Source organism: Cytobacillus praedii (assembly GCF_001439605.1).
GTDB classification, from domain to species: domain Bacteria; phylum Bacillota; class Bacilli; order Bacillales; family Cytobacillaceae; genus Cytobacillus; species Cytobacillus praedii.
Genome location: NZ_LMBX01000018.1, coordinates 1 through 25,969, shown reverse-complemented (window position 1 = coordinate 25,969; position 25,969 = coordinate 1). Strand labels below are relative to the sequence as shown.

General features: G+C 38.0%; 32 protein-coding genes and 1 tRNA gene. 7 read left to right on the top strand and 26 right to left on the bottom strand.

Features of this window, described 5'->3' with window-relative positions; all coding sequences use genetic code 11:
• Positions 1-59 precede the first annotated feature (59 nt).
• Both ASU02_RS17855 and ASU02_RS17850 read right to left on the bottom strand, forming a co-directional pair.
• On the bottom strand, positions 60-2,354 hold the full coding sequence (locus ASU02_RS17855) for a thiamine pyrophosphate-dependent enzyme (RefSeq protein WP_057766122.1): 2,295 nt from the start codon (positions 2,352-2,354) through the stop codon (positions 60-62).
• Positions 2,354-3,367 carry a 2-oxoacid:acceptor oxidoreductase family protein gene (locus ASU02_RS17850; protein ID WP_057766119.1) on the bottom strand — a complete coding sequence of 338 codons (1,014 nt, stop codon included), beginning with the start codon at positions 3,365-3,367 and terminating at the stop codon, positions 2,354-2,356. The genes ASU02_RS17855 and ASU02_RS17850 overlap by 1 nt, the downstream gene beginning before the upstream one ends.
• A 430-nt stretch (positions 3,368-3,797) precedes the next feature.
• Between ASU02_RS17850 and ASU02_RS17845 the strand changes: the two genes are divergently transcribed.
• The 3 genes from ASU02_RS17845 to ASU02_RS17835 all read left to right on the top strand — a co-directional run bounded on the left by ASU02_RS17845 (position 3,798) and on the right by ASU02_RS17835 (position 6,371).
• The gene (locus ASU02_RS17845) at positions 3,798-4,838 is read left to right on the top strand and encodes an acyltransferase family protein (protein ID WP_057766117.1); all 1,041 of its coding nucleotides are present in this window, start codon (positions 3,798-3,800) and stop codon (positions 4,836-4,838) included.
• Positions 4,839-5,096: 258 nt separating this feature from the next.
• Positions 5,097-5,170 (top strand) — tRNA-Arg (locus tag ASU02_RS17840).
• A gap of 163 nt (positions 5,171-5,333) precedes the next feature.
• Positions 5,334-6,371 (top strand): tyrosine-type recombinase/integrase, encoded by a 1,038-nt coding sequence (locus ASU02_RS17835; protein ID WP_057766115.1) that lies wholly within the window; start codon positions 5,334-5,336, stop codon positions 6,369-6,371.
• Between the two features lie 38 nt (positions 6,372-6,409).
• Here the strand turns inward: ASU02_RS17835 and ASU02_RS17830 are convergent, their stop codons facing one another.
• The 17 genes from ASU02_RS17830 to ASU02_RS17755 all read right to left on the bottom strand — a co-directional run bounded on the left by ASU02_RS17830 (position 6,410) and on the right by ASU02_RS17755 (position 16,605).
• Complete coding sequence (locus ASU02_RS17830; RefSeq protein ID WP_157684536.1) at positions 6,410-6,991, bottom strand: hypothetical protein; 582 nt, start codon at positions 6,989-6,991, stop codon at positions 6,410-6,412.
• An 83-nt stretch (positions 6,992-7,074) separates the two neighbouring features.
• Positions 7,075-8,763: a hypothetical protein gene (locus ASU02_RS17825; protein ID WP_057766111.1), complete on the bottom strand. Its 1,689-nt coding sequence runs from the start codon at positions 8,761-8,763 to the stop codon at positions 7,075-7,077.
• On the bottom strand, positions 8,763-9,086 hold the full coding sequence (locus ASU02_RS17820) for a hypothetical protein (protein ID WP_057766110.1): 324 nt from the start codon (positions 9,084-9,086) through the stop codon (positions 8,763-8,765). Before ASU02_RS17820 ends, ASU02_RS17825 begins: the two co-directional genes overlap by 1 nt.
• A 15-nt stretch (positions 9,087-9,101) precedes the next feature.
• A complete protein-coding gene (locus ASU02_RS17815) occupies positions 9,102-9,347 on the bottom strand; it encodes a hypothetical protein (protein WP_057766107.1) in 246 nt (81 codons plus the stop codon).
• Between the two features lie 85 nt (positions 9,348-9,432).
• The gene (locus ASU02_RS17810) at positions 9,433-9,819 is read right to left on the bottom strand and encodes a hypothetical protein (RefSeq protein ID WP_057766105.1); all 387 of its coding nucleotides are present in this window, start codon (positions 9,817-9,819) and stop codon (positions 9,433-9,435) included.
• On the bottom strand, positions 9,819-10,541 hold the full coding sequence (locus tag ASU02_RS17805) for a hypothetical protein (protein WP_157684535.1): 723 nt from the start codon (positions 10,539-10,541) through the stop codon (positions 9,819-9,821). The genes ASU02_RS17810 and ASU02_RS17805 overlap by 1 nt, the downstream gene beginning before the upstream one ends.
• Positions 10,528-10,929 carry a hypothetical protein gene (locus ASU02_RS17800; protein WP_157684534.1) on the bottom strand — a complete coding sequence of 134 codons (402 nt, stop codon included), beginning with the start codon at positions 10,927-10,929 and terminating at the stop codon, positions 10,528-10,530. The genes ASU02_RS17805 and ASU02_RS17800 overlap by 14 nt, the downstream gene beginning before the upstream one ends.
• A complete protein-coding gene (locus ASU02_RS26490) occupies positions 10,916-11,071 on the bottom strand; it encodes a hypothetical protein (RefSeq protein WP_157684533.1) in 156 nt (51 codons plus the stop codon). Before ASU02_RS26490 ends, ASU02_RS17800 begins: the two co-directional genes overlap by 14 nt.
• Positions 11,072-11,187: 116 nt before the next feature.
• Positions 11,188-11,415: a hypothetical protein gene (locus tag ASU02_RS17795; RefSeq protein WP_057766099.1), complete on the bottom strand. Its 228-nt coding sequence runs from the start codon at positions 11,413-11,415 to the stop codon at positions 11,188-11,190.
• The gene (locus tag ASU02_RS17790; protein ID WP_057766097.1) at positions 11,412-12,008 is read right to left on the bottom strand and encodes an HNH endonuclease signature motif containing protein; all 597 of its coding nucleotides are present in this window, start codon (positions 12,006-12,008) and stop codon (positions 11,412-11,414) included. The genes ASU02_RS17795 and ASU02_RS17790 overlap by 4 nt, the downstream gene beginning before the upstream one ends.
• Before the next feature lie 18 nt (positions 12,009-12,026).
• Complete coding sequence (locus tag ASU02_RS17785) at positions 12,027-12,224, bottom strand: helix-turn-helix domain-containing protein (protein ID WP_057766095.1); 198 nt, start codon at positions 12,222-12,224, stop codon at positions 12,027-12,029.
• 96 nt (positions 12,225-12,320) lie between these two features.
• Positions 12,321-13,121, bottom strand: coding sequence for a hypothetical protein (locus ASU02_RS17780; RefSeq protein ID WP_057766094.1), 801 nt, complete (start codon positions 13,119-13,121; stop codon positions 12,321-12,323).
• A gap of 13 nt (positions 13,122-13,134) precedes the next feature.
• Positions 13,135-14,337, bottom strand: coding sequence for an SGNH/GDSL hydrolase family protein (locus ASU02_RS17775; RefSeq protein ID WP_057766092.1), 1,203 nt, complete (start codon positions 14,335-14,337; stop codon positions 13,135-13,137).
• A 224-nt stretch (positions 14,338-14,561) separates the two neighbouring features.
• Positions 14,562-15,416, bottom strand: coding sequence for a helix-turn-helix domain-containing protein (locus ASU02_RS17770; RefSeq protein ID WP_057766090.1), 855 nt, complete (start codon positions 15,414-15,416; stop codon positions 14,562-14,564).
• A gap of 444 nt (positions 15,417-15,860) precedes the next feature.
• Positions 15,861-16,088, bottom strand: a complete 228-nt coding sequence (locus ASU02_RS17765) for a hypothetical protein (RefSeq protein WP_057766088.1) — start codon at positions 16,086-16,088, stop codon at positions 15,861-15,863.
• Positions 16,085-16,348, bottom strand: coding sequence for a hypothetical protein (locus tag ASU02_RS17760; protein ID WP_057766086.1), 264 nt, complete (start codon positions 16,346-16,348; stop codon positions 16,085-16,087). The genes ASU02_RS17765 and ASU02_RS17760 overlap by 4 nt, the downstream gene beginning before the upstream one ends.
• Before the next feature lie 2 nt (positions 16,349-16,350).
• A complete protein-coding gene (locus ASU02_RS17755; protein WP_157684532.1) occupies positions 16,351-16,605 on the bottom strand; it encodes a hypothetical protein in 255 nt (84 codons plus the stop codon).
• Positions 16,606-16,885: 280 nt separating this feature from the next.
• On the opposite strand from ASU02_RS17755, the gene ASU02_RS17750 reads away from it, so the two are divergent.
• Positions 16,886-17,107, top strand: a complete 222-nt coding sequence (locus tag ASU02_RS17750; RefSeq protein WP_057766082.1) for a helix-turn-helix domain-containing protein — start codon at positions 16,886-16,888, stop codon at positions 17,105-17,107.
• Between the two features lie 12 nt (positions 17,108-17,119).
• Here ASU02_RS17750 and ASU02_RS17745 read toward each other — a convergent pair whose 3' ends face one another.
• The 7 genes from ASU02_RS17745 to ASU02_RS17715 all read right to left on the bottom strand — a co-directional run bounded on the left by ASU02_RS17745 (position 17,120) and on the right by ASU02_RS17715 (position 23,672).
• Positions 17,120-18,040, bottom strand: a complete 921-nt coding sequence (locus ASU02_RS17745; RefSeq protein ID WP_057766080.1) for a tyrosine-type recombinase/integrase — start codon at positions 18,038-18,040, stop codon at positions 17,120-17,122.
• Between the two features lie 306 nt (positions 18,041-18,346).
• A complete protein-coding gene (locus ASU02_RS17740) occupies positions 18,347-19,318 on the bottom strand; it encodes a hypothetical protein (protein ID WP_057766078.1) in 972 nt (323 codons plus the stop codon).
• 1,340 nt (positions 19,319-20,658) lie between these two features.
• Positions 20,659-21,099, bottom strand: a complete 441-nt coding sequence (locus ASU02_RS17735) for a cell wall hydrolase (RefSeq protein ID WP_057766076.1) — start codon at positions 21,097-21,099, stop codon at positions 20,659-20,661.
• A 518-nt stretch (positions 21,100-21,617) separates the two neighbouring features.
• The gene (locus ASU02_RS17730; RefSeq protein ID WP_057766074.1) at positions 21,618-21,857 is read right to left on the bottom strand and encodes a YolD-like family protein; all 240 of its coding nucleotides are present in this window, start codon (positions 21,855-21,857) and stop codon (positions 21,618-21,620) included.
• 2 nt (positions 21,858-21,859) lie between these two features.
• Complete coding sequence (locus ASU02_RS17725) at positions 21,860-22,078, bottom strand: hypothetical protein (RefSeq protein WP_057766072.1); 219 nt, start codon at positions 22,076-22,078, stop codon at positions 21,860-21,862.
• 478 nt (positions 22,079-22,556) lie between these two features.
• Positions 22,557-22,859: a hypothetical protein gene (locus ASU02_RS17720; RefSeq protein WP_057766070.1), complete on the bottom strand. Its 303-nt coding sequence runs from the start codon at positions 22,857-22,859 to the stop codon at positions 22,557-22,559.
• Positions 22,860-23,345: 486 nt separating this feature from the next.
• A complete protein-coding gene (locus ASU02_RS17715) occupies positions 23,346-23,672 on the bottom strand; it encodes a YnfA family protein (RefSeq protein WP_057766068.1) in 327 nt (108 codons plus the stop codon).
• A 324-nt stretch (positions 23,673-23,996) separates the two neighbouring features.
• Here ASU02_RS17715 and ASU02_RS17710 point away from each other — a divergent pair, with 324 nt between their 5' ends.
• The 3 genes from ASU02_RS17710 to ASU02_RS17700 all read left to right on the top strand — a co-directional run bounded on the left by ASU02_RS17710 (position 23,997) and on the right by ASU02_RS17700 (position 25,604).
• Positions 23,997-24,512 carry a DUF3189 family protein gene (locus tag ASU02_RS17710; protein ID WP_057766065.1) on the top strand — a complete coding sequence of 172 codons (516 nt, stop codon included), beginning with the start codon at positions 23,997-23,999 and terminating at the stop codon, positions 24,510-24,512.
• 242 nt (positions 24,513-24,754) lie between these two features.
• Complete coding sequence (locus ASU02_RS17705) at positions 24,755-25,033, top strand: hypothetical protein (RefSeq protein ID WP_057766063.1); 279 nt, start codon at positions 24,755-24,757, stop codon at positions 25,031-25,033.
• Positions 25,034-25,379: 346 nt separating this feature from the next.
• A complete protein-coding gene (locus tag ASU02_RS17700) occupies positions 25,380-25,604 on the top strand; it encodes a hypothetical protein (RefSeq protein ID WP_057766061.1) in 225 nt (74 codons plus the stop codon).
• Positions 25,605-25,969 lie beyond the last annotated feature (365 nt).

Genomic DNA, 25,969 nt, shown 5'->3' with positions numbered 1-25,969 from the left:
TTTTATTTCCCAATAGAAAAAAAAGCAAAGTACAAGTACCCTGCTTTTTACCTAGATAATTATAAAAATGGATGATTATTTTTGGCAAGAAGACGCTGCCACCTATATTCGATTTCTTCTTCTAACTCAGATAACAGTTCCCTATTTTCCTCTTTTAATAAATGCTTGGTTTTCCCCATATATTTTAGCCATTCCATTAGAGGAACCCTCTTCTTCTTCTCGTCTGGGTTATAAGTAATTGTTGTGATTCCTTCTTCCACTTCATACAGCGGGAAGAAACAAGCGTTCACGGCTGCTTCAAGGATCTTCTCTCCATAACGATCCTCTGATTTCCAGTTTAGCGGACAAGTGATTAGGATCTTCCCGTAAACTGTTCCGACATTTTGTGCATACCATTGTGCTTTTGCAGCCTTTTTAATTAAGTCCTGAGGAAATGCCTCCGCCCCTGTAAATACATAAGGAATATTCGTTGCAGCCATAATTTGTGCCGTGTCTTTATGGTGAAAGCTTTTCCCCTTTTGAGCCTTCCCAACATTGCTAGTACTAGTCATATGTCCTTTTGGTGTGGAATAAGACATCTGCGATCCCGTATTCATATAGCCTTCATTATCATATTCCAGCATGATTAAATTATGGTTTCTTAAAGCGGTACCAATCGCAGAACCCATACCGATGTCCATCCCGCCATCTCCAGTCACCATGACGAAGGTAGCATCATCAGATACATTGATTTCCCCACGCTCTTTTAATTCTAAGAACGCTTCTACTGTTCCAGATAAGGTTGCTGCTCCATTTTGGAAAAGGTTATGGATCATCGTTTGTTTATGTGACGAATATGGATAGGCAGTTGTTGTCACATATGCACAGCCTGTTTGATACAGGACAACGACATCTCCCTCAATGCCTTTAAAGAAAAGCTCTAATCCAGTGAAAATTCCACAGCCTGGACACGCACCGTGGCCAGATGCAATTCTCTTCGGTTTTGAAGTAAGGGATCGTATCGGTGGAAGCTTTACCTTGAGTTTGTTAGTTTCAGGATCTTTATTTACATGAATCAAACCTGATTTATAAACATCTCCATGCTGAGGAGTGATAACAGGCTTTAAAATCTTCTCCTGATCGCCAGGTATATGACCGAAATAATCAAAGGGCTTGATCGCATAGCCTAATTCCATGGACTCAATAGCATCCTTGAAGAAAAGCTCTGCGTCATCTGCATAAAAATCTTTCCCGCCTAGTCCAAATACACGGCTTAATACAATTGTTTTGTTGTTTTTATCATCCTGTAATGCCGATTTTACTTCATGTGTTAAATTCGGTCCGTTCCCCCCATAAGAATCCGCTCTTTCTCCGATCAGCAGAGCCTTCACATTCTTTAATGCCTCACGTATCTCCTTTGCTGGAAATGGACGTATAATATTAGGACTTATCACCCCAGCTTTAATCCCTCGTCTTCTTAGCTGATCAACAACATCCTTGGCTGTTTCAGCAGCAGAGTTCAATAAGAACAGAGCCACATCAGCATCTTCCATTCCATATAAATCTAAAACAGGATAGTCCCGTCCAGAAATATTTGCATATTCATCAGCTATCTCTTTAAATATATCTCCAGCAGCATACATGGCTTCTGACTGTTGGAAATGGTTGTTCATCAAGTCTTCCCCATTCATATGTGCACCGATAGTGACAGGTGCCTTCGGATCACGGGCAAAATTATAATCTGTAGGACATTCTCCGACAAACTGCTGAACTACTTCCCTTTCCTTGAAATAATGTACCTTCCTTTTTTGATGAGAGGTAAAGAAGCCATCATAAGCAACCATTACTGGCAGGCGAACTTTTGCATGCTCGGCAATTTTCAATGCCATAATATTCATATCATAAACAGCTTGGGGTGTTCTCGCAGTCAGGATAACCCAGCCAGTATTTAAAGCATAATACAAATCAGAATGGTCGCCGCGAATATCTAAAGGACCACTGACAGCGCGAGTGACCAAATTCATTACCATTGGGAAGCGTGTTCCAGCCTGAACTGGAAGCTGTTCAAGCATATACATAAACCCATTCGCACTTGTTGCATTAAAAACCCTTGCTCCTGTAGCAGCAGCTCCATAGCAAATTCCTGCTGATCCGTGCTCTCCATCTGCAGGAATTAACTTAATGTTATGTTCGCCCCGAGCCTTCATTTGGTCTAAGTATTGTGCGACCTCTGTAGAAGGGGTAATAGGAAAATAGCCCATGATATGATAATTTATTTGTGCAGCAGCCATTGCAGCCATTTCATTTCCACTTTCAAATGTCGTCAGCTGCTCAGCTTGATTGATTCCTTTCAACTCTTTTTCTGCCATTGCCATTATGATACCCCTCCTGCTATGTAAGGAAAGTTATGTTTTACTCGATTGGATTCAGCATAGCCAATTTTTTCCCTTAAATCACTTAAAGCTGTCGTTGGACATGCCTCCACACACTTCAAACATCCCTTACAATATTGATAGTCTATTCCTTTTAAGAACATTTGCGTTCTGCCCTTTTTATCCTCTCCTGCTTCCCAGACAAAACAAAGATCTGGACAAACCGTATCGCAAGCAGCACAGTTTATGCATTGCTCTATTTCAAACTTTGGCAGAAACCCCTGTCTGGAACCGCTGAGATCCTTTAATACACTATTCGCCTGAGCTGTAATGACACCGCCTATTTCCTGCGTTTTGTATCCAAGCTTGGGCATAGAACGTGAAAAGGATTTTCCTTGGGCACCCATTGGCGTTTCATAGGTTTTAAATTGAACTTCGTTGTAACCGCGTTCGAAGGTCCGAATATTAGGTTCAACTAAATGAGGATATTTTTTTTCAAATGTCTTACGGATAATATTTTTCATAGATTCTGGATCTAGAAATTCACAAATACGGAATAATGCACCAAGCATTGCTGTATTGACTTTCGTTTTTTCTTCAACGGCAATTTGCAAAGCATCAACGATTGCTAAAGTTCCATACTCTAATTTTAAATCTCTTTTTATTTCATCAAAATTACGAGTTGAATTTACAAGTAGTATGCCATCTGGAGCTAAACCGCTTACCACATCAATTGTTTTATATAGTGCTTCATGAAATACCCCAACTACATGCGGCTGTTCAATTGGGCTATGTGCACGAATCTCAACATCCGGATCACAAAATCGGATGAAGCTTTTAACTGGAGATCCCTTCTTTTCAGAACCATATGAAGAAAAATTTGACCCATTTAATCCAAGCCCAAGAACCCCTGCTTCTGCAAGCATCTTTCCAGCCAAATTCGCTCCAAGACCGCCTATTGATTCCAATCTAATTTCAAAAAAACCAAGTTCGTTTTTCTTAGGTAAGATTGACATATTCTCCCTCCCATTATTCCCTTTGGTATTTTTTAGCTATTCAGTACTTATATCCATAAATTCTGAACGCAGATGAAAAACTAAGGCTCGGCAAATGCCATGTTTTTCTAATACTGGTTGACAAATAATCCCCATTTTCATTTTATGGGAAGGTTTCATATTAGGCTGTGACAAATATCAACTATTTCACAGAAAATTTGAAACAGATTTATTTATTTTTAAAAATCGCAGTAATAACAACGTTTAATAACCCATCCACAATTATATAACAGTGATTCAATTGTGCTATAACAGAAGAGGAGTCTTAATAATTGGTACGTTATGGTTCAACTTCCACTTATTAAATGGTCAAATTTTGTTTAATACATGATAATGTGGGTAAGTAAATAAAAGGATATCTTTTATAGGGGGCTATAAAAGAGGTGGATTTATGAAGCAACGTGATTTTTACTTCGACAATGCTAAATTTATTTTAATTTTCTTTGTGGTCTTCGGACACTTTTTACGTTCTTATATCGGGGAGAGCGAAACCATTTATACTATATATAAGGTGATTTATACTTTTCACATGCCTGCATTTATTCTCGTTTCGGGTTATTTTGCAAAAGGCTTTCAGAAAAAAGGCTATTTGCCCAAAATCGCTAAGAAACTTATTTTGCCCTATATAATCTTTCAATTAATCTATTCAATTTTTTACTATTTTTTGTATGATAAATCTGATTTTCAAGTTGACCCGCTTACGCCGCATTGGTCATTATGGTTTTTAATCAGCTTATTTTTCTGGAATCTACTCCTTCCTCTCTTTGCAAAATATAAGGCGGTTTATTCCTTATCAGCTGCATTATTAATCGGACTAGCAGTTGGATATTTTGATTCCATTGCCAATTATTTAAGCCTTTCAAGAACCTTTGTATTTTTCCCGTTATTCTTACTTGGCTACTTTATGAAAAAGGAGCACTTTTACTCCTTATTAAAGCCAAAATTTAAAGTGGCTGCATTCTGCATATTGGCGGTAGTCTTTACGGGCTTTTATCTATTTCCAGAAATTAATTATGAATGGCTTCTTGGATCTAAACCCTATTCAGAATTAGACGTAACATCTTTAACTGCTATTTTTACTAGATTGGGATTCTATCTATTAAGCTTAATCATGGTGTTTACCTTCTTTACCCTTGTTCCAAGAAAACAATATTTTTTTACAAGCCTAGGAAAAAACACCCTGTACGTTTATTTATTGCATGGATTTTTCATAAGGGTGTTCAGGGAAAGCGATGTACAAGATTACTTTACAAAGCCTGAAAACTTCCTATTGTTAGCCTGTGCGTCTCTTTTACTCGCCTTACTCCTATCCAGCAAGTTTATCACTTCATTTGCACAGCCAATTATTGAGCTGGAAATATCGAAACTGAAGAGTCTAAAAATTAAAGGACAATCTCTTTTACGCTTTTATCGAAAAAAGCTGCTTAGTTAGAATGAGAAGATTTTTTGCTAAACTGCACCCCAATTGTTGTCACAACTACCAATTGGGGTGCAGTTTTTTTATGGCTAACTATTCATTCGAATTAAATTTGGTGGGATAGCATTAACCAGAGTGCTTGCAATCAAGCCCTCTTAGAGATTTAATCTAGGACATTGCTTGTGTCCTTTTTTCATTTAATCCAAATAATTGACTAGATTGGAAAAATGGGTTTATAATAAATTTTGTTGTCTAATTATTACATTATATTATGTCCCAGTAGCTCAGTAGGATAGAGCGACAGCCTCCTAAGCTGTAGGTCGTAGGTTCGATTCCTATCTGGGACGCTATTAAATGAGACCGCCGGGAAAACGCTGTGTTATCGCTATTTCAACCGTACAATCATTACGGTGACAATATCGCTGACATAGCGTTTTTCGTCGTATATAGGACGTTAAAATAGTGCATGTAGGACCTTTACAGTGTTAGAAACGGAGGTTTTAGGACACTATGAATCGTAGGTATATAGCGGAAAGAGGAGCAAAAAAGCCCTCTAATGACCGACAGCTTCACGTTGACCGAAATACAACAATTAATGAAGCGCTAGACATTTTCGTTAGGGCGAAAGAAGCAGAGGGGGTTCGACCTGGGACGGTTAGAAACTACCGCAGCGTTGTTCGTTATTTACAAGATTGGTTAGACAACGGATCTCATTTCATTAACGATTTAACTGCAGATATGATTCGCGAATACATTAATTATTTACGAAATGACAGAAGCCTATATGAAGGCGATGAGATTAGACAAAATAATGATAAAAAACTATCGGTAAATACGATTAATATTCGTATTCGTACACTCCGAACAATGTTTAAATTCCTTTATAACGAGGGCATAATCGAGGCTAACCCGATGATGAATATTTCACAGGTCAAACACGATGAACACGAGGAAGTACCCGGACTTACCGATGAACAAGTCGACAAAATTTTGGCCACCTATGACGATAAGCAATACGCGCAGTGGCGAGACAAAACCTTAGTTCTACTATTATTAGACTCTGGTCTCCGCATAAATGAAGCGTTATCACTAACTGAGGAGCAGATTGACTTTCGACAACTAACGCTTTATGTACCTTCACAAATAGCGAAAAATAGAAAACAACGAGAGATACCGTTAAGTCGTGAGGTTGCAAAAAGGCTACGGCAGTTATTAGACGAAACGCAACATTATTTTGGCGAGAATAGTCAAGTATTTATGAGTGCGTTCGGGTATGACTTTACTGCCGATGCGTTTAGACGTAGACTAAACAGATTAAAGAGCAAGTTGAATTTATCACGATTACATCCACATATGTTCAGACATACATTCGCGAGAAATTATATTCTAAACGGCGGTGACTTGTTTACACTTCAACGCATATTAGATCATGCTGAAATAAATACCACACGGAAATATGTTCAAATGGATAATGAGCATATTCGCCAACAGCATAATAAGTTTTCACCCTTACGGAATATAGTAAAACGTAATGGTATACGTATATAAAGAAAAGGCCCGCAGGCAACCACCGGCGGGTTTTTACATTACATTCGATTGTTCATTACCGAAATTTCTTTTCCTTTCGCGTTGATTACAATGAATTTCTTGACGTGGAAATACGTCTGATCGTCGTAATTAATTAAGTTCATCATAGCGTTAGATATGTCGTAAGTTACCGTATCATTGAACGTATCTATATTCGTATGTGCATAAACGGTTTTTGTTTCGTAATCGACGTCATATTTCGTTATGTACTTGAACCATTCCATCGGTTCATCGGTGCCGCCGAAGTTTTCGTCCATATCTTTTGTCAGCGCGGCAATGAACGCCCCTTTATCGAAGTTATCCTCCGCCGGCTGCTCGACTTCCTTTTCTTCTTCTTCCTCTACGACTTCTTCGACTTGCTCTACTGCCTCGACCGTTTCTTCCGGTTTCTCTTCCTCGAATTCCACTTCTTCGACTTCCGGCTTTGTTTCTTCCTGCGCCGGCTCTTGCGTTTCCTCCGGTTCATTTGCGCAAGCTACTAGAATTAACGCAGCAAACCCGATTCCAATTAACGCCTTTTTCATGCTCTTTCCCCCTCCGCATATGTATTTAAGCCCATTATATCGCGAAAGTTCGAACAATTGTAAAATTTTTCTAGCGTGCGTTTGCGTGTGTTTGCGTCAAAAAAAAAGACGGAGCCAACCGAAGTCAGCCCCATAGGTAATTATGCCATCTGTACGCCTTCCATTTCGATTAAGCGCGCTAATTCGTTAGCCACCTTTTGAATGTCGGATTCTTGACGTACTTCCATTTTCGCGATATTAATAGAAAATCCTTTTCCTCCGCCTCGATTACCTTTCCGATATTCTGCCGCCTCACCACGTGGCAAGACCATTTCGTCTTTGTGTAGCGAGTAAGTAGCGCCATTATACGGCACACGGTCGAGGCCGCCGTTTTTCTTCGGGAATATTTGGTCAAATGCTTTTTCTTTCATTACCGAAAAGCCGCCGTTTGTCTTTGCATCCATCGCTTTTTCCGCCACTTTTAACGGAGAGGTGATTATTTTCATTCCTGGACTATTTAAAAACGACTCCCCGACCATTTTCCCCCAATTTTGTTTAACATGAGAAACTGCGCCGTCGATAATTCCCTTCCCTAACGATTCCCCGATACCTTTAGCACTTTCAAGAATTGGGCCGGATGATGTGGAGATCGCAGTCGCTAATATTTGCGTTAACGTACTTGCGACTTGCTCGATTTTCGGCTTTCCATCACCGTTAACCCACTCGGTAAACTTCGCCCAAAGGTCTGAAAATACTATGTCTACTTTTGCGCTAAGACTGTTGGCCTTTTTCCACGCGTCTGACGAAGTAATCGCTTCAACCCATCCGCCAATGCCTTTTACCGCATTAATAAATCCAGTTGAAATATTTTCAAGGATTTTCTTACCCGATTCTTGGAAACTTTCAAATTGCATCGCACGGTTCATCCGTTCGCGAAATTCCTCAGGTGTAAAAAGATTTCGATCGGCAATAACTTCTCTAACGGACAGCATACCGGTTCGAACTTCTTTCAGAAACTCACGTATTTTAAGTAGCGCAGGCGCTCCCAAACTACGTAAAATTACGTTAGATGATTCCTTGATCTGCGCCCACACACCGAGCGTCGTACCACCCATATCGTCGATTAACTGTTGAGTCATACCGATTTTATTGAAGTATTTGTCTAGCTCGCGAAGCTGGTCGTCGAGTTTGAGGTTTTTAATGTCGTTCATAACTTTCTTCGGCATTTCGAAACGTCTAACAATCGAAATAGCATCACCGGAGAATAATTCACGCAACGCGAATACCGCTCCTTCAAGACCTTGATACGGGTCGATTGCGGCCATACGTTCCGCCAAACTCCACATCTTTTCTAATTGCTTCATGTCTTTTGACGCAGTTAAGAATGATTTAGAGTTACCTAGCATTCCTTGTGAATCAAGAATAGGCGAGTCTATCGCGAACTTGTCAACGAGTTTCATGTAGTCTTGACCGAGTTTTTTATCGTTTAGCATCGCGCTAATCATGACTGTACTTTGTTCATACTTCGCCGCTTGCCCGATTGTTTCTTCGAATATCTTTTTAGCGCCCGATGCTGCCGCGTACGCTCCGACTAGCCCGCCTAAACCCGATGTTAAGCTTCCGATCGCACGAATTGGCGATGTTATTGCCTTTCCGAAATTACTCATTGAATGCGACGACCTATCAGCTTGCCTAGCGAATCGTCCTAATTCGTCACGAAGTCGTCCTTGCGAGTCGCGCCAAAGTCTCGTTTGTCGGTTCGCTTGGTCCATTTGTCGCTGAATACGGTTCATTTGGCTCATAAACCGACTGCCGTCAAGTGATAATACTGCTCTTAAATTAAACGCCATTAGTATTTTCCTCCTTCCTTGTCGCATAATGCGTTAATTAATACATCTGTCTCGCGCCACTTTGCTTCGGCCTGCTTTTTTAGTTCTGCCGCTTTCAGCTTGTCGCCGCTATTAAACGCGTCGGCATATCGTATTAATAGGTCAGCGATTATTACGTCATTTGCGGCAATTTTGCCGAGCCGTTCATCGGTAACCATTGTCGAGAATAATCGCTTAAAGCTGACGAGTTCCCTTATTACGTCTTTTGGAATACCGCCGACAAAGTAGTCGACCTTAAGCACGAGCAACCCGAACTGTAAGCGGTATTGAGTTTTCCGATCCATTACTCGTCACCTCCTTTACCCGTAATATTTTCGATAATGTGTGTCAATATAGCGCTCTAGTCGATTCTGCGGCATGTCCTTTGGGTCTTTTAAATCCTCGGCATGTAATAATTTTGCCTGTTCAACTGCCGCGAGTGCTTCCGCTTCGGTATCGTAAACGCCTAGATCAAACGCTGACTTAAAACGCTTTCCGGAGTCGTAAGTTAAAACCGCCCTAAATCTTTTTCCGGCAATAACTTCTTCGATATTGTGCGTATACATGTACATTCCTCTTTTCGTTTTATTTTTGCCCGCTCCGACCTAACTTGGGGGATGTCGTACAAACGCGGGCATTAAAAAACCGACGTTATTTCTCGTCGGTCGCTTTTTGTTTCAGATATTCAAGAATTTCGTCCATTTTCGAAAACATTCCACTTACCTCTGCTAAGTGATTTTCAACCTCTTGCAATTCCGCATCCTTTTCAGCTACTTCACTACCGCCTAGTTGAATAGTCGTTTCAGTTTCCGCAAGTTTCGGCTTGTTAAGTTCCTCTAACACGCGATAGCCAGTCGCCATCATCAGATGTGGACTCTTTTGCTCAACATCGTTTAATTGGACAGCCTGCATCGCTTGGGCGCGTTTAATTTCGTCCATTTTTTCAGAAACTTGAGTTTCTGCGTAGCCCGCTTGCATTAATTTTATAGAACGTTCACGACTTTCAAAGTCAGGTCTTTTTACTTGAGGTTTTTCCATTATCTCGCCGCCTTTCTAAGTTTTGCTGACGCAACATTATTGCTGGACTCAATTTCTCCAGTGAGTTGGTATAGCATAACAGTTGGTTCAATATTTCCGTTAAGCGCTGCTTTTTGATCACCTTCACGAATACCTAGTTTAATACCGGCATCGTCGTAAAATAGAACCGGCATCGGAATAGCATCGCTTCCACGATTCCAATGTGTCCGTCCATATTCGTCAGGGTCGACCATTTTCGCATGATAAACAAAGTCCTGATGCAATTTATTCGCAGCGTCACGAGTTAAGCCTACTTTTTGTAGTGCGAGCAAATACTCGAACATTAGCTTACGGGCATCCGTAAATTGAGCCGCAGCTTCACGCGATAGACTTTCAATTTCGCGGTCACGTCCTTTTTTGATTGCAGGTAATTCCGACGCTAATGCCTCCGCACGTTTTTGTTCGATTAGTACAATGCGTTCCTCAATTTCTGCGATTTCAACTTCGCAATCATCCATTGTTTTACGGAGCGCTCCGAGTTTCTTCGGGTCTGCTTCAACGCCATCAACCGCCTCTGAAATAAGCATAGCCTCACGTTCTTGACCGGCTTTTGCACGTTTGGCAATTTGCTCCGCCTTCTTTTCCTCTAACTTTGCGATAGATGCGTTAATACTTGATACTTTCTTTTTGAATGCTTCTAATTCACGATAACTCATTAATAAACCCCTCCTATAATTCTTCAATAATAGTTGTTTTTCTACTTGTGGCATCTACAGCTAAACAGAACGCTACGCCTGGCTTGTGTTCCAAGTAATGAAAGGAAGTCGTCCGCCCGTCGGCATACATGCCAGCTTTTCGTTTCATTTCGTAAACCCTGTGTGTGAACCACGAAATACATCCTCGAAACTTTACATGCCGGTGATTCTCCGGTATATACTTAAAAACTTCTTCAAAGGTATTAAATAATGACTGTCGTTGCGAAGGAAATTCTACTTTCGGAAGCCAAAGGCTCATAATTGCGTAAGGGGTTCGATCAAAATTACATAATTCAACCCCGACGCCATAACCTTGCGGGTCTTTACCGAAAATGACTACTTGCGCGAAAGTAATCTCCTTATCATTCATTGGCATCCACCTTCAATTTTTTCAGCATATAAAAAGCCCAATCTCGACCATCTTTGCGACCTTTTGGGCTTTGTTTCTCCTTATATTTGCGCTGCTTGTGCTGGCTCATTGCGTCATACCGCGTTTGCTTACTACTTTTCCTTGCCACGTAGTTTATCCCCTCCGAAAAGTGTGTGTATTTGACAGATTTTCAAGCAAAAACAACGATTACAGCCCCGATAATTCAAACGGAATATAAATACACGGGTCTAAGGTTGAATCGCCTTAAACTGCCTTATTTTCTTCGATATTTGCCACGTTAAACATTCGCTCTGCGGGTCTGCGCTGCTCGATTGGTATTTTAAATTGAACGCCAGTAAGCCGACCATTACGAAAATAGTCCGCCATTATCGACCAATCTCTTTTATACCGTTTGATTCTCCGAATTAGGTCGCGATCTTCCGTGTAGCCACATAGCCAGCCGGTGTCATATTTCCAAAGCTTGTTACTCAACCTGTCGCCACCGCCCTACGTTCTGCATTCCTACGTAAATCGTCAGCTTCGTCAGCAAGGTTGCGTTTTAATTGCTCAACTTCCAGGTCGGTAAGATCACGCTTCATTAATCTGCGTCCAAACTCCGAGACGAATTCCGTCCAAAGTTCAGGCGTGAATTTTTCTGATCGTTGATAGAAATCGTAAATATGGTCATTATGCTTTGAAGCATTGCACCCTCTACATGCCGGCATAATGTTTATAGGCAAGTTTACGCCTCCGTATGATTTGCTTATTGTGTATACGTGGTCAACCGTGGCTTCCGTTGATTCATTTAAAACATCAGTTAGAGTGCATCCACAATAAGAACATGTCTCCTGCTTCAATACCTTTTGTAATTCTTCAACTGTAATGTGAATTGAGTTTCCGCCTGTCCTATACGAGTATTTTCTTAACTTCTCTTTAATATAGGAGCCGTTTTCAGCCCGTTTTTTACATCGACATTTTTTACAGCGATAAATTATCCCGTGTTTCATTCTTCGATCAGCCTGAAAATCCTTTGCCGGCTTCTCGATGCCGCACGTTCGGCAAGTAAATAATTGCTCAACTGTCATTCTCGATCGCTCCCTCGTTTATTGCAAATCGCGTACTTTCTGAATATAATCTCCATCTAACACATCGTAAATTTTTTGAATTACCTTGTGGCTCGGTGAAACATATCCCGCTTCGATTTGCGCTAGTAACGCTCGACTAATTCCTATTAATTCGCTGAATTGATATTGATTTAGAGACTTATTTACTCTGAGCGCTTTGATTAATTTGCGATTCACTTTTAAACACTTCCTTTCTACATAATGTTGTTAATTTTGGGCATGAAAAAAGCCGACAACCTAAAAGGCTATCAGCTAAATAATTTGACTCAAACATCACGCGCCAATGCTTGAATCTTCCTCACTATATTCGTGTTCCTTCCCATTTGCGTGAAATATCTTTAACCCTGACTTTATATCTACGGTAAATATTCCGGAGGCTTGTCCACGAATAAATGCTTCGTATGTTTTTTGTCTCTCTATATTTCGGCTCGCCTGCTCTCCCATACGTAATTTCACCTTTGGTGCGGGCTTATCTGGATTTCGATTCGGGGAATGCGTTCGGTTTCCTGTCTCTTTTCTTTTTGCAATCCGCCTATATTTTTCTATGTCGTCAGTGTAAGTCATCCTTTGACGATCTTTTATGCCCGTATTTTCTTCTCTATTCGGCTTGTAGTTGTCCCGTTTGGGACATAAAAAAGTACCTGTCTTTCTTAATCGCTTGTTTGCGTCCTGTTGTTCCTGTGAACATTCGGGCGAACAATATATCTTTTTACCGCGAATAGGGAAAGTATTTTTACAGTTCCAGCACTCACAAACGCGATGGTCTTCCGGAATTTCGATAGGTTCGGGCGGAATAAATTCGATTTCTTCTTCCTCCCATTCCTTACGGGTTCGCCTGCTGATGTTTTGGCGCTCAATATTTTCATGCGTTTTAACGAGTAAGCGCCCCATTAAGTCTAGTTGCTCCGGTATTTCGATTACCGGTTTATTGCCGTCGTTTCGCATATGTTCATTTACGATTCGCCTCGTTTTTTTCTTTAAAAAGTTTTTATTAGTAAACTTTGAATCTACTATTTTAGTAAGTTTGCGTATTTGCCGATCGAGCTTTCGTTTGTCTGTATATTTATCTCTCACCCCGTTTCCCTCCTTAAATTTCGTACTTGACCCACGCTTTCAATAAACTACGCATTCGACTCGATGGAATGTAAGCATGAATCGGCTCACCGTTACGTATCCGTGAGCGCCATATCCATTGAAGCAAGTCCGACACAGCTAACGCCTCGACGTTAACAGTCACTCCGTTATCTTCAAAGAATGCTCGTTCATGTGGATTAGGAAATCTGTTAAAGATATACGCGATTGCCTCTACTTCCTTATAATCATTCGTGGCTCTTGCGTTTACTGGAATTGACCGCCCGCGATAGCCTTTTGGTGTTAACGGCGCCTCTACCTCTTTGAGCGTAGACCAATACATTTGATGTTTTTTCACCTTCGCGATGTTGGAAAAGTAGTTATATAAATTATTTTTGATTTGTTTTAGTACGTCTACGTCTGCCCTTCGTAGGTAACCGGCACTAAATGCATTTCTATTGACTCCTAAATCATTAAGCTTGCCGTCATATATCTCCATAAGTCCGAATAGTTCTGTGCGATTCTCTTTTGATTTATCGTAGTCCGCCAACTCATAACGCTCTTCTTTCTTCTCTACTGCCGAAAAATCATATTCAAATCCGAACATATCATAGTAATAGCGTTGAAACTGACCATTGAATAGGTACGTTAAGACATAAATTTTATCTAACGACTCGAACACCTTTGGCGGAAATGACCAAATAAGGAACCTACCACGGTGATAAAAAAGATTACCCGCCTGTGCCAATATACGAATATCACGGTAACGACTATCATCGTGTGGGTCACCTTTCCATATAACCTTGTTTCCGTCCACTTCAATATCACCGCTCGACTCCAATTTCTTAATATCGCTAGCATTCACGTTTACCGGCTCGATAACATCCATAACTTCGTCAAGTATTAGCGTATAGCCCGAGTCGGTTAGTAAATCAATGAGTTCATCATCCGCAGTTTGAAAAAGGCTGTGCGTCGATACTACGTCCGCCCCCTGTGCTATCAAGTCTTTTAAACTACGAAGCTTTCGTTTTTCAACATTTGCGTTATTCGGTTCGATAAAGTGTCGTCCGTCAACCTCACTTTTGACTCGCTCCACTTCTGTTAAAAATGGCGTAATGTAAATGAATTTTTCTAACGGGGATGCCTCGCTCATGTACTGAATGGCCCAAGTTGTCTTTCCACTACCCATAATCGAATCAACAATTTTAATGTTCGTCATCTTGTTTCCTCCGTTTCATTTTTGCTACTCCACAACGTTTTAGGAAATTTCCTTCCTAAAATTTTCAGCGAACCTTACAGCCGCAAGGGTTTCAGCGTTTGTTCCTTAAAGAGAAATAGTACAAAACCTTGCTCCTTCGTTCGTACCTCACTCGTCGCTGCCCTCCTATTAATACTTTCGCGAAAATAATGAATGATTGCAGGAACGCAAGTGACTGCCGGGCGTTAGCCCGTTGATCTTTGTTTACCGATATATAGGCGTTTAAATAGATCGTGACTGACGTTATATCTTTGCGAAACCCAATCGTTTCCTCCCGCATCCGGATGCACCGTTGCTTTTGCTTTACGGAAGGCTCTATCTATTTCTTGAATAGACGCAGTTTCATTAAGACCTACTATCGTGGCGAAAATCTGCTTTCCATTATCCGAGCCTCCAAAAAGGGAATTTATCATTTTCGCTTGACTTAATTCAATTGTTAATCGACTTATCTCCGCATCTTTTGTTCTATTGTCCACTGACAGCGTTCTAATCTCATCTTTTAACCTATAAACCTCGGATTCTAAGTTCGACACTTCTTCACGCAAACCATTAACATAATCCTGCTGACTTGGTCGCGCCGGTTGTTTTGATGGGTATTCCTTTCCATCTGACCCCTTCACTCGATTAAATGTCCCGCTTGGGACACCTCGAAGCCAACGTTCAACGGTTGATTTCCCAACGCCAAGCCATTCGGCAATTTGGCGGTATGACCTTCTTTCCGCTCGAAGTTGAACAGCCCGCCTTTTTTTATCTGCTGTGGAGATAGTCCTTGTTGTCGCGTTCATCTTATGTGCTATTTGTAATTTATCTTCCTCCGTTACGCCCTCACATACATAGCAATCGATATGCGTCAACCCTGCAAGCTTTGCTGCTTTTAGGCGGTGATGTCCATCTAAAACAACAAGATTTTCATCAACTAGAATAGGATAAGCAACGCCATTCATTTTAATATCTGCCACTAACTGCGCAAATGTTTCGGCAGCCATTTCCGGCCACACTTGATAATGCGCTACTTTAATTTGATCGATTTGAATGTCCACACGGGACACCTCCTTTATATTGGTCGCAACCGCCTGCGGAATTCCCTCTAATATGAATGACGTTTTAGATTGTTAAGTTGCGCGCATCCTTTTCGCAAAACTTTTTTCGCCCCCACAATATTATAGGAATGAGAATCGAAAGTAGCGTGCGTATTCCTATAATTAATAAAACCCGCGAGAATCCGTTTTCGGACAACTATCTAAAATACTATACGCTCTAGGAACTGAATCTGCGCACTCTATAGTTATACAAAGTAGGACAAAGCGAAGATATAAAGTCGCGCACTTTCTGATGAACTTTTTAGGCTGTCGATCTTTTGACGGAATCCTACACAACGCACACGTTGCCGTCATGTACGCTCCATAAAACCCCGCGTCAACAATTAAGCGAGCGAGCTTGGGCGCCCTTGCCCACGACGTCCAAACTGCCCGCGCCTTATTTATTTAAGCGACCAATAAATCAATTAATAACGATGGGTTCACGTACATATAGTCGGTGCTGTCCGCGTCAAGATTGACGGTATAGACGTTAGGGTCGGCAGTTGCAGCCGCCTTGTACACGCTAACTTGTCCACCGGTAACCAGAACTTTATCGCCGAATAACACGCCGACCTCATTTTCGTTAGGGTCAATTTTTCCTTCGAATACATATTGAACAGTAACCTTTCTCATAGCGTAGCCCCTCCGTTTAAAATTAAGTTAAAAAACAAATCAGGGTTATCCTCCAATAAATCCTGGCTGTCGCCGTTATCATGATTGACTACAACGACATTAGGGTCATTAGTAGGACTGCATTTATTAATTTCGACGGCGCCCCAACGGTCAACCACAATAACATGACCGTCTTTGAACAGAATGCCTGTTTCGCTATAATCCTCGTCCGGCGGCGACCATAATATTTCTGACACAAATTTAACTATTACTTTTTTCATTGTTATCTCCCCTTTTTCGCTAATTCTCTTATTACTTCAATAAATGGAGCGTTAACTATCCAATCTAATCCGAGTTTGTCTACGAGAGGGTTGTCCAACGCAAGAAAGCTGACTTCCAACCTTCCGCATGTTGCTAAATCAATATGTGCGACTTCTTGATCTTCGTTTATCGGTTCGTCAATCATGCGAATAACTGCCTCGTTGTCATATCTGTCTAGGGTGATGTCATTTGCTAGTAGAACAACTTCTGATTCCAACGTTCCGAACTCCTCACTTTCCGAGTCGGTAAATACTACGTTTATTTTACATACCATTTTCTCGCCGCCTTTACGATGATAGTTGCGATAATGCCTGTGATTATGAAGTAGCCATATGCGTAAATAATCCCCATTGTAACCTCCTTAAAAATTCCGTTATTTCGTATTTATTAGCTTTAGTATAATTCCGTTATTTCGTAATGTCAACTGAAAATTACGTAATTGCGAAAATATTTTTAATGAAGTATACTAAACATATAAGTAGTGGGGTGATGGAGAAATGAAGTTAAATATTAAATTAGACAAGGTATTAAAGGCACGAGGATTAACCCAAAAGCAATTACATGATATGACTGGAATCAGAACTGCTGCTATAAGCGAATTATTCAACAATCAAAGAAAATCAATTAATAAAGAACACATCGAAAGAATTGCTACCGCTCTAAATATTAAAGATATTAATGAAATTATTGAACTAAACGAAGAAAGCGACACCAAATAAGGTGCCGCCTTTTTATTTTTCATTATCTATTTGATTAATGGGACTAAACTTATTATGATGTACCTTCACTTTGTCATCGGACATTTGGACATACCGCCTTACCATTTCCATTGATGTATGCCCCAAAATGCGCTGCAGTGAAAATGGGTCTCCGCCATTAAGTATGTAATACAAAGCGCCAGTATGTCTTACAGTATGAGGACTCAAACGCTTTCCCTTAAATTTCAATATTTTCGCCCAATGATGGAATTTATATTGGATGCTATCTGCCGTCATTTGTTCGCCAATGTGATTTGTTAAAAGATATTCAGATTCTTTAAACTTTCGATTTTTTAAGAAGTCTACTAGCAAATTCGCGCTGGTTTCAGAAAACGGTACTATTCTGTACTTCCTTGTCTTTGTATTCTTCGGCCGTAAAGTGATAGTCCCTTCTTCTATACTTATATCGCTCACTTTTATACTAACTAGTTCCGAAACTCTCACCATTGTATCTAATAGTAAATAAACAATTAAATTATCTCTCATTCTTGTAAAATTGATTCTATTATTATTGATTAACTCTAATAATTCTTTATATTCCTGGGGAGTTAAAGGCTGAATGTGGTCGATGTCCGTTTTCATTAACTTTACTCTCGCGTTAATATTACTCTCAATTATCCCTTCTAAGTAACAAAACCTCAAAAAAGCCTTTATATTTCTAACTCTTATGTTCACCGTATAATTAGAAAGACCACGTTCATAAATCATAAAGTAAATATAATCCCTTACTTTATCAAGATCGAACTCACTTATATCCATATCCCTACCCAAATAGTCCATTAAATACCTAAAATTCTTTTCATACTCCGAAATTGTACTTTTTGCAAGACCTTCAATCATTTTTACACGTAAAAACTTGTTGTGTGCTTCAATTAATGTCATTTTTACACTCAATTTTATCCCTCACGATCTAACGCAATATTACCATAGTTTCACACACTAAAGAAGCTAAAACCCTACAGCCGCAAGCGTTTGACCTCGTTATCACTTCGCGTCTCTAGCGTCAAAAAAACGCTAACCAATGGTCAGCGATTCATAACAGCTAGTATTTTTACAATCTCTAACTCATTTTTTAGTAGTTGAGATTATTTTACGCATTTTGTAATAACATTGAGCATGTTCCAAAGATAAGGAAAATGTTGAAGCAGCTTGGTAACAGTGTACAGGATGACTATTTCGCAATGTAGTTGAAACCACAGTTTAAAAATGATTCCTTATTGCGGTTACTATTTTGTTTTTCCAATTACCGCTATGAGTAACTCTTTCAAAGTCATTTGAAGCAGTACTTAATAATTCCACTCTACTTAATTTGCTCAATACCTCCCAGTTCTTAAAGAATATATAAACAGCATTTCCATAATTTGAGTTTTCCAAAATTACTATGTCGTTTTTTAATAACGCTCCAAAGTATCTATTAAATCCATCTGTCCCTGTAATTATTTTCTCTGCTCCTAGTTCGTTATAAAAGAAGTTTAACCTGTCAGTATACACACTTTTTATCTTTTCACTTGGATTTCTGTGTTTTTTTAATAAATAATCAATGTTATTATCAAGACTTTCCTTCTCACCTACAGGCAATAGTTCCCATTCAACAGCTATTTTTTCCAAATAATCTTTATTAGGGGCAGACACTTTATATACTCCGTGAACACCGATATTCTCTTGTAAGACATTACAGTAATATAATACATCTTTATCAATATTTGTTGATTTCGAATGCAGAATATTAGTTATTGAAAATTTTATTGTTATTGAAGTTTCGTCTTGTTCAAGGCTTTCCATCTCAATTTTCAGAAATTTCGGAAGCCACCGCTCTGTTTGCCAAACCCACCTTGTCCAACTAACTGTATTTGACCCCTTACTCCAATCACCATAAATAGGAAGTTCATTAGAGTATTCCTTTTCTATCTTAGGTAAATCCTTCCTTGAAAAAGTTCTACCATATACATTATATTTTGAGTATCTGCCGATTTTTTGGGACGGGATTATAGAACTCGGAAAAGCTACCTTACCGTTCTCAATTTTTATCCCTAAATGTTCATATACTCCATTTTCTATATCAGCTAGTTTAATTTTTTTCGCTGTTGATACAATAAAGTTCTCCATCTCATTAAACTTATTTTGAATATCTTTAGGAAGTTTATTTAAATTTTTCTTCCAAGGCTTTTTCATCCCTACTCCCTCCAAAACATATTGTGTAAATAACATATGTTTATATATTTCGTGAAAGATACCTAGTTTCCTTCTAAAATATGTAATGTTTTGAGAAATTTTAACCAATATTGTCGAATTTATCACACTGACTATTTACTTATAAATAATATACCGTATGTATGAATTAGCTAACCCCTCAAAGATAAAAAAAATTGCGCGGATTTAAGATACACTTATTTTCGGAAATATTAGGGGGTGTGGGGGTGGCCCGCCCCTCCATGAATATTTATACAGTAGTATTCGTTGGTTAAATCCATGCAAGATTTTAGGGAAATAATCAGTATCGTTCTAATCAAAACGTTGATACACCGAGGGTGCATAAGAATATTCGTTTAGTTTACATAATAAAGTACCGGCGTAACCATGCGGAATCCAGTCGTACCAAGGGTTCGACATGTAAATCCTAGTTAACCTAATGAGTGTTATCGGTAGTCGGTTTATGTCGAAACAGTATAGCGTATTCATGAAATGTATAAACGAACGCTTCTCAACTTCGGCAATATTACGCAATTATGCACGATTTTATACATAAAGCTGAAAAAATTCGAGGGGTCTTTCATTTGGGGCACGCAGCCGATGAAATCCGATATAATCACAGCGAAACAAACCGTAAACTAAAGCAAAGTAAAGCGCATATTTCGAGTTTCTTCTATTATTTGCCCGAAAAATCGACCGTTTGACTCTACGTTGTGACACGAACAAAAAACGCCACCCGTTAAGGTGACGATAAGTAACGACTTGACATTCCGTTGACATTTCGACAAAATAGCGTATGTAAGACAAATTATTTAACACTGTAGGAATTACATCGACACTTTAGGTCATATATATCGCCACAATCACCGCATGACAATACGATGACATAACGTTAGCACAAAGCCGAGCCTCCTAAGCTGTAGGTCGTAGGTTCGATTCCTATCTGGGACGCTATTAAATGAGACCGCCAATTCCTTATTTATCAAGGGGTTGGCGGTCTTTTTATTTTCTAAACATATGTTCTTAACAGGAATGAAATATGGGATTTGGGGTCGAATTTAAAAATCCACATATTATTAGACTGCATTTCCAACTTGTTTTAGAACATTTAGTATTAATGGAGAAACTTGAATAAGTACATAACCAATTCCTGCATTTTGAATCATGGTCATTTAAAAATCTATGTTTTATTAAAGGAAAGCAACCCATTAGCTTAAGTACAAAAAATCACCTTCTAACTTTTTTAGATAAAAACTATTACTAAAAGTTTTATATTATATAAATATTTTAATCATGTAAAAAAGCATACTCAAAGAGTATGCTTAACCTCTATAAACACTATCACATGTTCCAGGTTTTGGTTCATAAAAACAATGGTTTTTAAATTGGCCAGTATGAGGTTGATCATACCATGTTGGAGGACATGGCCCATATGGGTTGAAATACCAAAGGGCATATCTAGCCGGATGCTGTCTCCAGTGCTTCAAATTCTGTTCTGCTAATCTTCTTTCAATACCTCTCGCTCTTTGATAAAATACATTCCCTTTTTGAACTGCTTCAAAAGCATAATTTCCTCCTTGTACTTGGTAAATGACCTGTGGAATTGTTCTTAAACCTATAAAGTCTATACAATTAGCTACAAGTCGATTCACAATTACATTTCCAACATATAACATTCCTTGTTGCCCTTCACCTTCTGCTTCTGCTCTCATCATCCTTGCCATTAATTCAACGTCTGAACTTCGGTATTTTGCTCTTGGCATTTTTCCACCCCAAAAATATAGTATGAAAAATAACCTACATTCATGTCATTATTTATGTAATATAAATACTTAGTTATAAAAACTTAAAATGAAACTATTGCATTCTTTTTTCCCTTTGTTCAACTAAGCTCCCCGTTTGTGGAATAGCATGATTCATTTTTATTAACTTTTTAAACGACTCTATTGTTAATTTCAACTTAATAATCTTTACACCTCCTATAGGTTGATTGTTTTTTCAGACCTTCACATATCTTCTGAAGCTTTTTCTTCCGTTCAGGTGTGTTTTTCACCCAAATAAGTGCAAATCGTGGATTATGGATAACTTTGTATATCTTTTGAATTTTAGAATGCCTTTTGCCAGGGATTGTTTGTAATCGATCTCATTAGAGTGGTGGAATTTGTTAGAGATGAAGACTATGTCTGTTACGGATCACAAGAGCACTAACGATAAAGAAAGAAACCTATAGGAAGATTTTATGAAATAAAAAAAGTTCTTCTCAAATGAGAGGAGCTTCACTCTATAATACAGAAACTTTCATTATGTCCATAAATGGAATCTTTGTAATCTCAGAGTTCTTCTCGATATGAATTAATCTTGTACGGCTATCCATCTTAATAATATTCCCTTGAACGTTCTCTTTTTCCCAAACATCTAATAATACTTCTAATTTTTCATCATATGCCTCTACAAGTGTATTACCGATCTCTTCTAACTCAAATTCATCTCTTGTTGGTCGTTTTTTCTTAACTTTAGCCATATTTATGCCCCTCTCCTTGCGTTTCGTACTGGCCTGACTGATAAAATGTTACTTATTTTAAAGGTCCTTTGCTGCGTGCGGATATAGCAATAGGCTCTAAATGATTCCTCTTTTACTGATAGAACCTTGATTCTTCGCTGGCTTATATTCCCCTTACAGTCCAGATATATCATTTCTAATATAGCTCCACATACGGCCGCCTTTAATAGTAAACCACTCATCACTCTGACCTCCTTTTCATTCATTTTATACGAACATTTATTCGTTTTCAACTCGTTCAGGAACTAACATTCGTATGAATTATATGAATTCGAGATGGAAATAATGATAAAATACGGTGAATTTATAAAGTGGAGTGCATATACGAGACATTTATTTTGTTTGTCTTCAGTTGAGATCACTAAATACAACTTGATCCATGTAGAAAAAATTCGCACTTGTGAATGTAGTCATTAAGTTAGGAAAAATTATTGAGAATCATCTATTTTTAAAAGTTTTCCCCACACTGCTTTTCATCAGCGGTCATAAAAATTAACTTAGGCAGTAAGTACTTATTCGGTAAATTATTACTGTATATACCCTTAAATAAAAATAAGAAGCCCGAAACAATGAAAAAGGGCTTCTTTAATTCCATACATATACATATACATATACATATACATATACATATACATATACATATACATATACATATTCATTTTAATTTATTTTTTGATTGGAATGCCAACCTAATAACATCAGAATATGCTGCGATAATAAAAGAAATGTTGTATATACCTTTTGTTCTGCTGTTGGGACATTTAATAATAATATAAAAATTACATTTCCAATTAATAAAAATACCATGTTGCTAATTTTTTCTTTTAAGCTTATTTTTTCAATTAATACGCTTCCTAACGGAAAAATAATTAAATAAAGGTGATTAGGAAACCATAGTATAATTAAAAAAGAAATAACTATTGTCAGCCGAGATAATTTATATGTTTCTGTGTATAATTTCATATTAATAATTCCTCTTCATATGTCTTTCTAATGTATATTACAAATTTAGACTCATATGATGATAAAGATCAATTATTTTTTTCTCTAAACTTTTTTGAAAATAGTAAATAGAGGAAAAGAGGAATCAGTATTATTTGAATTCCATCACTTTTAACTATAACTGAATATATTCCATAACAAACTATCAGTAAACCTAATATAATTCTGAATAATAGCTTTATCCTTCCTACTCTCATTTACAATTTATAAGGAATTTTTTATATAAGTGATATTTTTAAAAATAGACAGTGGAAAATCCTGCCCCGACTTTGCTGCCATTTTTAAAAATATAATTGACGCATATGAAAATCAATACAACCATAGGTTCTTACCAAGTAGCCCCTTTAGCAGCACTAATTCCTTTTCGCCCTTGATATGATGCATACTCTATTGGATAATTAGATATCTTTGCCGCGTAAACTAATTACTCCAAATGACGGACAGCTTTTATGTCCTAGGGGCCCAAAGCATAACTGCTACACCGACTAAACAAATTGCTCCACCCAGCCAATCATACATATCAGGTGTTTTCTTATCTACTAACCAGCCCCATAAAACTGCTAGTACGATAAAAATACCTCCGTATGCAGCATACACTCTTCCAAAAGACTGAAATGATTGAAATGTAGCAATTACACCATATAACACTAATGCTATTCCTCCGAATGCTCCAAAATAAATCGGCTTACTTTCTCTTAACCATAACCAGATCAAATAGCCTCCACCAATCTCAGCTAAACCAGCAAATAAAAACATGATAATTGCATAAAACATTGAAACCACTTCCTACGATTATATTATTTATCAGGACAATCCTTGTATCATTATCATACAAATGACTTTAAATCAATAATCCGACGTTCTCTTATTTTTTAAAAACAATTAACACTAAATTTTGTCTTTTTAGAAGCTCCACATTAATAGAACTTCTAAAATGGTCCTGTATACTATTAGTGGACTTATTAATATTTGGTACTTTTTTATTTGGTTTTAATCCATTTACCTTCCTCCTATTTTGGAAAACTCATTGCTTTTTTTATGTTTCATTAACCTAATATTGGACAAACTAATATTAGCATTAATAGAAAGGCTGATTAAATGATTTTTATTTATAATGATTATGGCGGTACGCATACTACCTCATTAGCTGCTGCACTTCATTTACAAATAATTAAGCCATCATCCTTCCCATTATCCAGTGAAGAGATTTTAGCTGTCCCTTATTTCAATCAATTGACGAAACAAGATTTTGGAAAACTTATTTTTCATGGCAAGGATCATGATGGGAACCCTGTTTATACGATAGGCAGAAAATCTCAAAAACTTGTTGTCCCCTCACTTGAAAGTCTAGGAACCATGTTATTTGAACATTTTAAGATTGAAGAGCGTTTGATTTTTTCCAATACCTCACCTACAGTACCAAAAATTATGTCTGTTGGTGGTTTTTTCTCCCGAGGATTGAATATAGATTTCATAGGGGTGCCTTTATTAATTAAAGGTGCTAAGCAATGTGTAAGGAACATTTATGATTTGGTTGAAACAACTAAACAAGCCGCTCATAATCCATCACAAGATAAAATTATTGTGTTGGAAAACAGTCAATTTCAAAAATAAAATGAATGAGTTTACATCCTTCATTTATCAATTCAATAAGCTGCTAAATAGTATAAAAAATAAACCAAGCAGGAGTCCTTGCACTTACAAATTTTATCCATATTCATTACCTTTTTAGAAACAAAGCATAAATGATTGATGTGCAATAAAGGAAGTGTCCATATTCTGTTAACACTCTATTAGGGGGTGTTATTCTATTTTTAATTAATGTAATACTTTTTCTTATGGAGTGGTAATTTAAAATGGATTTTCCAACTATACATACAAACTTCTGGGATGCAGTAATAGCTGTCCCTTGCGTATTAGTACTAACACAATTAATTAAAATTTTTCTTAAGCTTCCAAAACAATTCGTTCCAACCATTGCTTTAATCATAGGACTGGCGATTTCTATTTTTATAAGCCATCGACATAACATAGTTGCAGGACTATTTATGGGCTGGTTTTATGGATATGCCGCTATCGGCTCATACGCTTCACTAAAGACTACTATCATTTATTTTAGAAATAAAAGTAAATAGAAGTTCAATGAAATGAATAGTGTTTCATACATCTATCTTTTATGTACGTCAATGTACTGTTCGTTATCATAGTCCGAAAAAAACTGGTCGTAATACAGCATTCCTACCAATAACATATACAGTCTTAACTTTTGTTAGTTCATTATTGAATCATACTTGTCCAGAATCAAGGGATGGTTCTAAAATAATGAAAGAAGTGTTATCTACAAGATTATCCAGTTTCCTTACTTCCTGGATATTACAATAATAAAAGTTCGGTCATACCCATCCCGCCTTCAAGTGATACTCATTCAGGCATGCACCTATTCCTTCTGTATTCATAAAATGATTAGAAGGAGTGATAATGATGCCTTGGCAAAATAAAATTAGATATTTACTTGGCCAGCCTATTGGAATTTCTTTGGCTAACGGTCAAGGAACTTCTGGGGTCCTTTGTGGTACTGCACGAGGAAAACTACTCATAATCGAATATTTATATCAGTCCCAATTTGCTTTAAAGCAATACGATTTTCATATGATTCAAGATATTAATGGATTTCCTCCTTGCCAAAACCAACAGCCACTTTATTAACAAACTGCCTCAATTTAAAATGGCGTTTTTATTAAACACTTTTATTTGATAAAGTACCTTCCACCAATTTACAAAGATGCCTATTCAACATAAGCCATTTTAGTTAGGATAGTATTGAGGTGATTGTATGCTATCTTTTCTTTGTATAATTTCAGGAGCTATTGTAGGATTTTTCCTCTTTGAAAGTCCAGGTATTTTATTAGGCGCAATTTTTGGTATTCTGGTTATCATCGCCCACCAACTAGATTTAATTATTCGAAATCTAATAAAACAAAACTCTTGAAGTAATGATGTGACCCCTAAAAGTTAGAGTTTTATATTACGCAGCTAGTTGGCTGGTATGAAGACGGTATTGAACTGGACTC

Bases quoted from the DNA above. Each gene is read 5' to 3' on its own strand.
- ASU02_RS17855 (WP_057766122.1), bottom strand. From the start codon at position 2,354: ATGGCAATGGCAGAAAAAGAGTTGAAAGGAATCAATCAAGCTGAGCAG.
- ASU02_RS17850 (WP_057766119.1), bottom strand. From the start codon at position 3,367: ATGTCAATCTTACCTAAGAAAAACGAACTTGGTTTTTTTGAAATTAGA.
- ASU02_RS17845 (WP_057766117.1), top strand. From the start codon at position 3,798: ATGAAGCAACGTGATTTTTACTTCGACAATGCTAAATTTATTTTAATT.
- ASU02_RS17835 (WP_057766115.1), top strand. From the start codon at position 5,334: ATGAATCGTAGGTATATAGCGGAAAGAGGAGCAAAAAAGCCCTCTAAT.
- ASU02_RS17825 (WP_057766111.1), bottom strand. From the start codon at position 8,763: ATGGCGTTTAATTTAAGAGCAGTATTATCACTTGACGGCAGTCGGTTT.
- ASU02_RS17820 (WP_057766110.1), bottom strand. From the start codon at position 9,086: ATGGATCGGAAAACTCAATACCGCTTACAGTTCGGGTTGCTCGTGCTT.
- ASU02_RS17815 (WP_057766107.1), bottom strand. From the start codon at position 9,347: ATGTATACGCACAATATCGAAGAAGTTATTGCCGGAAAAAGATTTAGG.
- ASU02_RS17810 (WP_057766105.1), bottom strand. From the start codon at position 9,819: ATGGAAAAACCTCAAGTAAAAAGACCTGACTTTGAAAGTCGTGAACGT.
- ASU02_RS17800 (WP_157684534.1), bottom strand. From the start codon at position 10,929: ATGCCAATGAATGATAAGGAGATTACTTTCGCGCAAGTAGTCATTTTC.
- ASU02_RS17790 (WP_057766097.1), bottom strand. From the start codon at position 12,008: ATGACAGTTGAGCAATTATTTACTTGCCGAACGTGCGGCATCGAGAAG.
- ASU02_RS17775 (WP_057766092.1), bottom strand. From the start codon at position 14,337: ATGACGAACATTAAAATTGTTGATTCGATTATGGGTAGTGGAAAGACA.
- ASU02_RS17765 (WP_057766088.1), bottom strand. From the start codon at position 16,088: ATGAGAAAGGTTACTGTTCAATATGTATTCGAAGGAAAAATTGACCCT.
- ASU02_RS17760 (WP_057766086.1), bottom strand. From the start codon at position 16,348: ATGAAAAAAGTAATAGTTAAATTTGTGTCAGAAATATTATGGTCGCCG.
- ASU02_RS17750 (WP_057766082.1), top strand. From the start codon at position 16,886: ATGAAGTTAAATATTAAATTAGACAAGGTATTAAAGGCACGAGGATTA.
- ASU02_RS17740 (WP_057766078.1), bottom strand. From the start codon at position 19,318: ATGAAAAAGCCTTGGAAGAAAAATTTAAATAAACTTCCTAAAGATATT.
- ASU02_RS17735 (WP_057766076.1), bottom strand. From the start codon at position 21,099: ATGCCAAGAGCAAAATACCGAAGTTCAGACGTTGAATTAATGGCAAGG.
- ASU02_RS17730 (WP_057766074.1), bottom strand. From the start codon at position 21,857: ATGGCTAAAGTTAAGAAAAAACGACCAACAAGAGATGAATTTGAGTTA.
- ASU02_RS17725 (WP_057766072.1), bottom strand. From the start codon at position 22,078: ATGAGTGGTTTACTATTAAAGGCGGCCGTATGTGGAGCTATATTAGAA.
- ASU02_RS17720 (WP_057766070.1), bottom strand. From the start codon at position 22,859: ATGAAATTATACACAGAAACATATAAATTATCTCGGCTGACAATAGTT.
- ASU02_RS17715 (WP_057766068.1), bottom strand. From the start codon at position 23,672: ATGTTTTATGCAATTATCATGTTTTTATTTGCTGGTTTAGCTGAGATT.
- ASU02_RS17710 (WP_057766065.1), top strand. From the start codon at position 23,997: ATGATTTTTATTTATAATGATTATGGCGGTACGCATACTACCTCATTA.
- ASU02_RS17705 (WP_057766063.1), top strand. From the start codon at position 24,755: ATGGATTTTCCAACTATACATACAAACTTCTGGGATGCAGTAATAGCT.
- ASU02_RS17700 (WP_057766061.1), top strand. From the start codon at position 25,380: ATGCCTTGGCAAAATAAAATTAGATATTTACTTGGCCAGCCTATTGGA.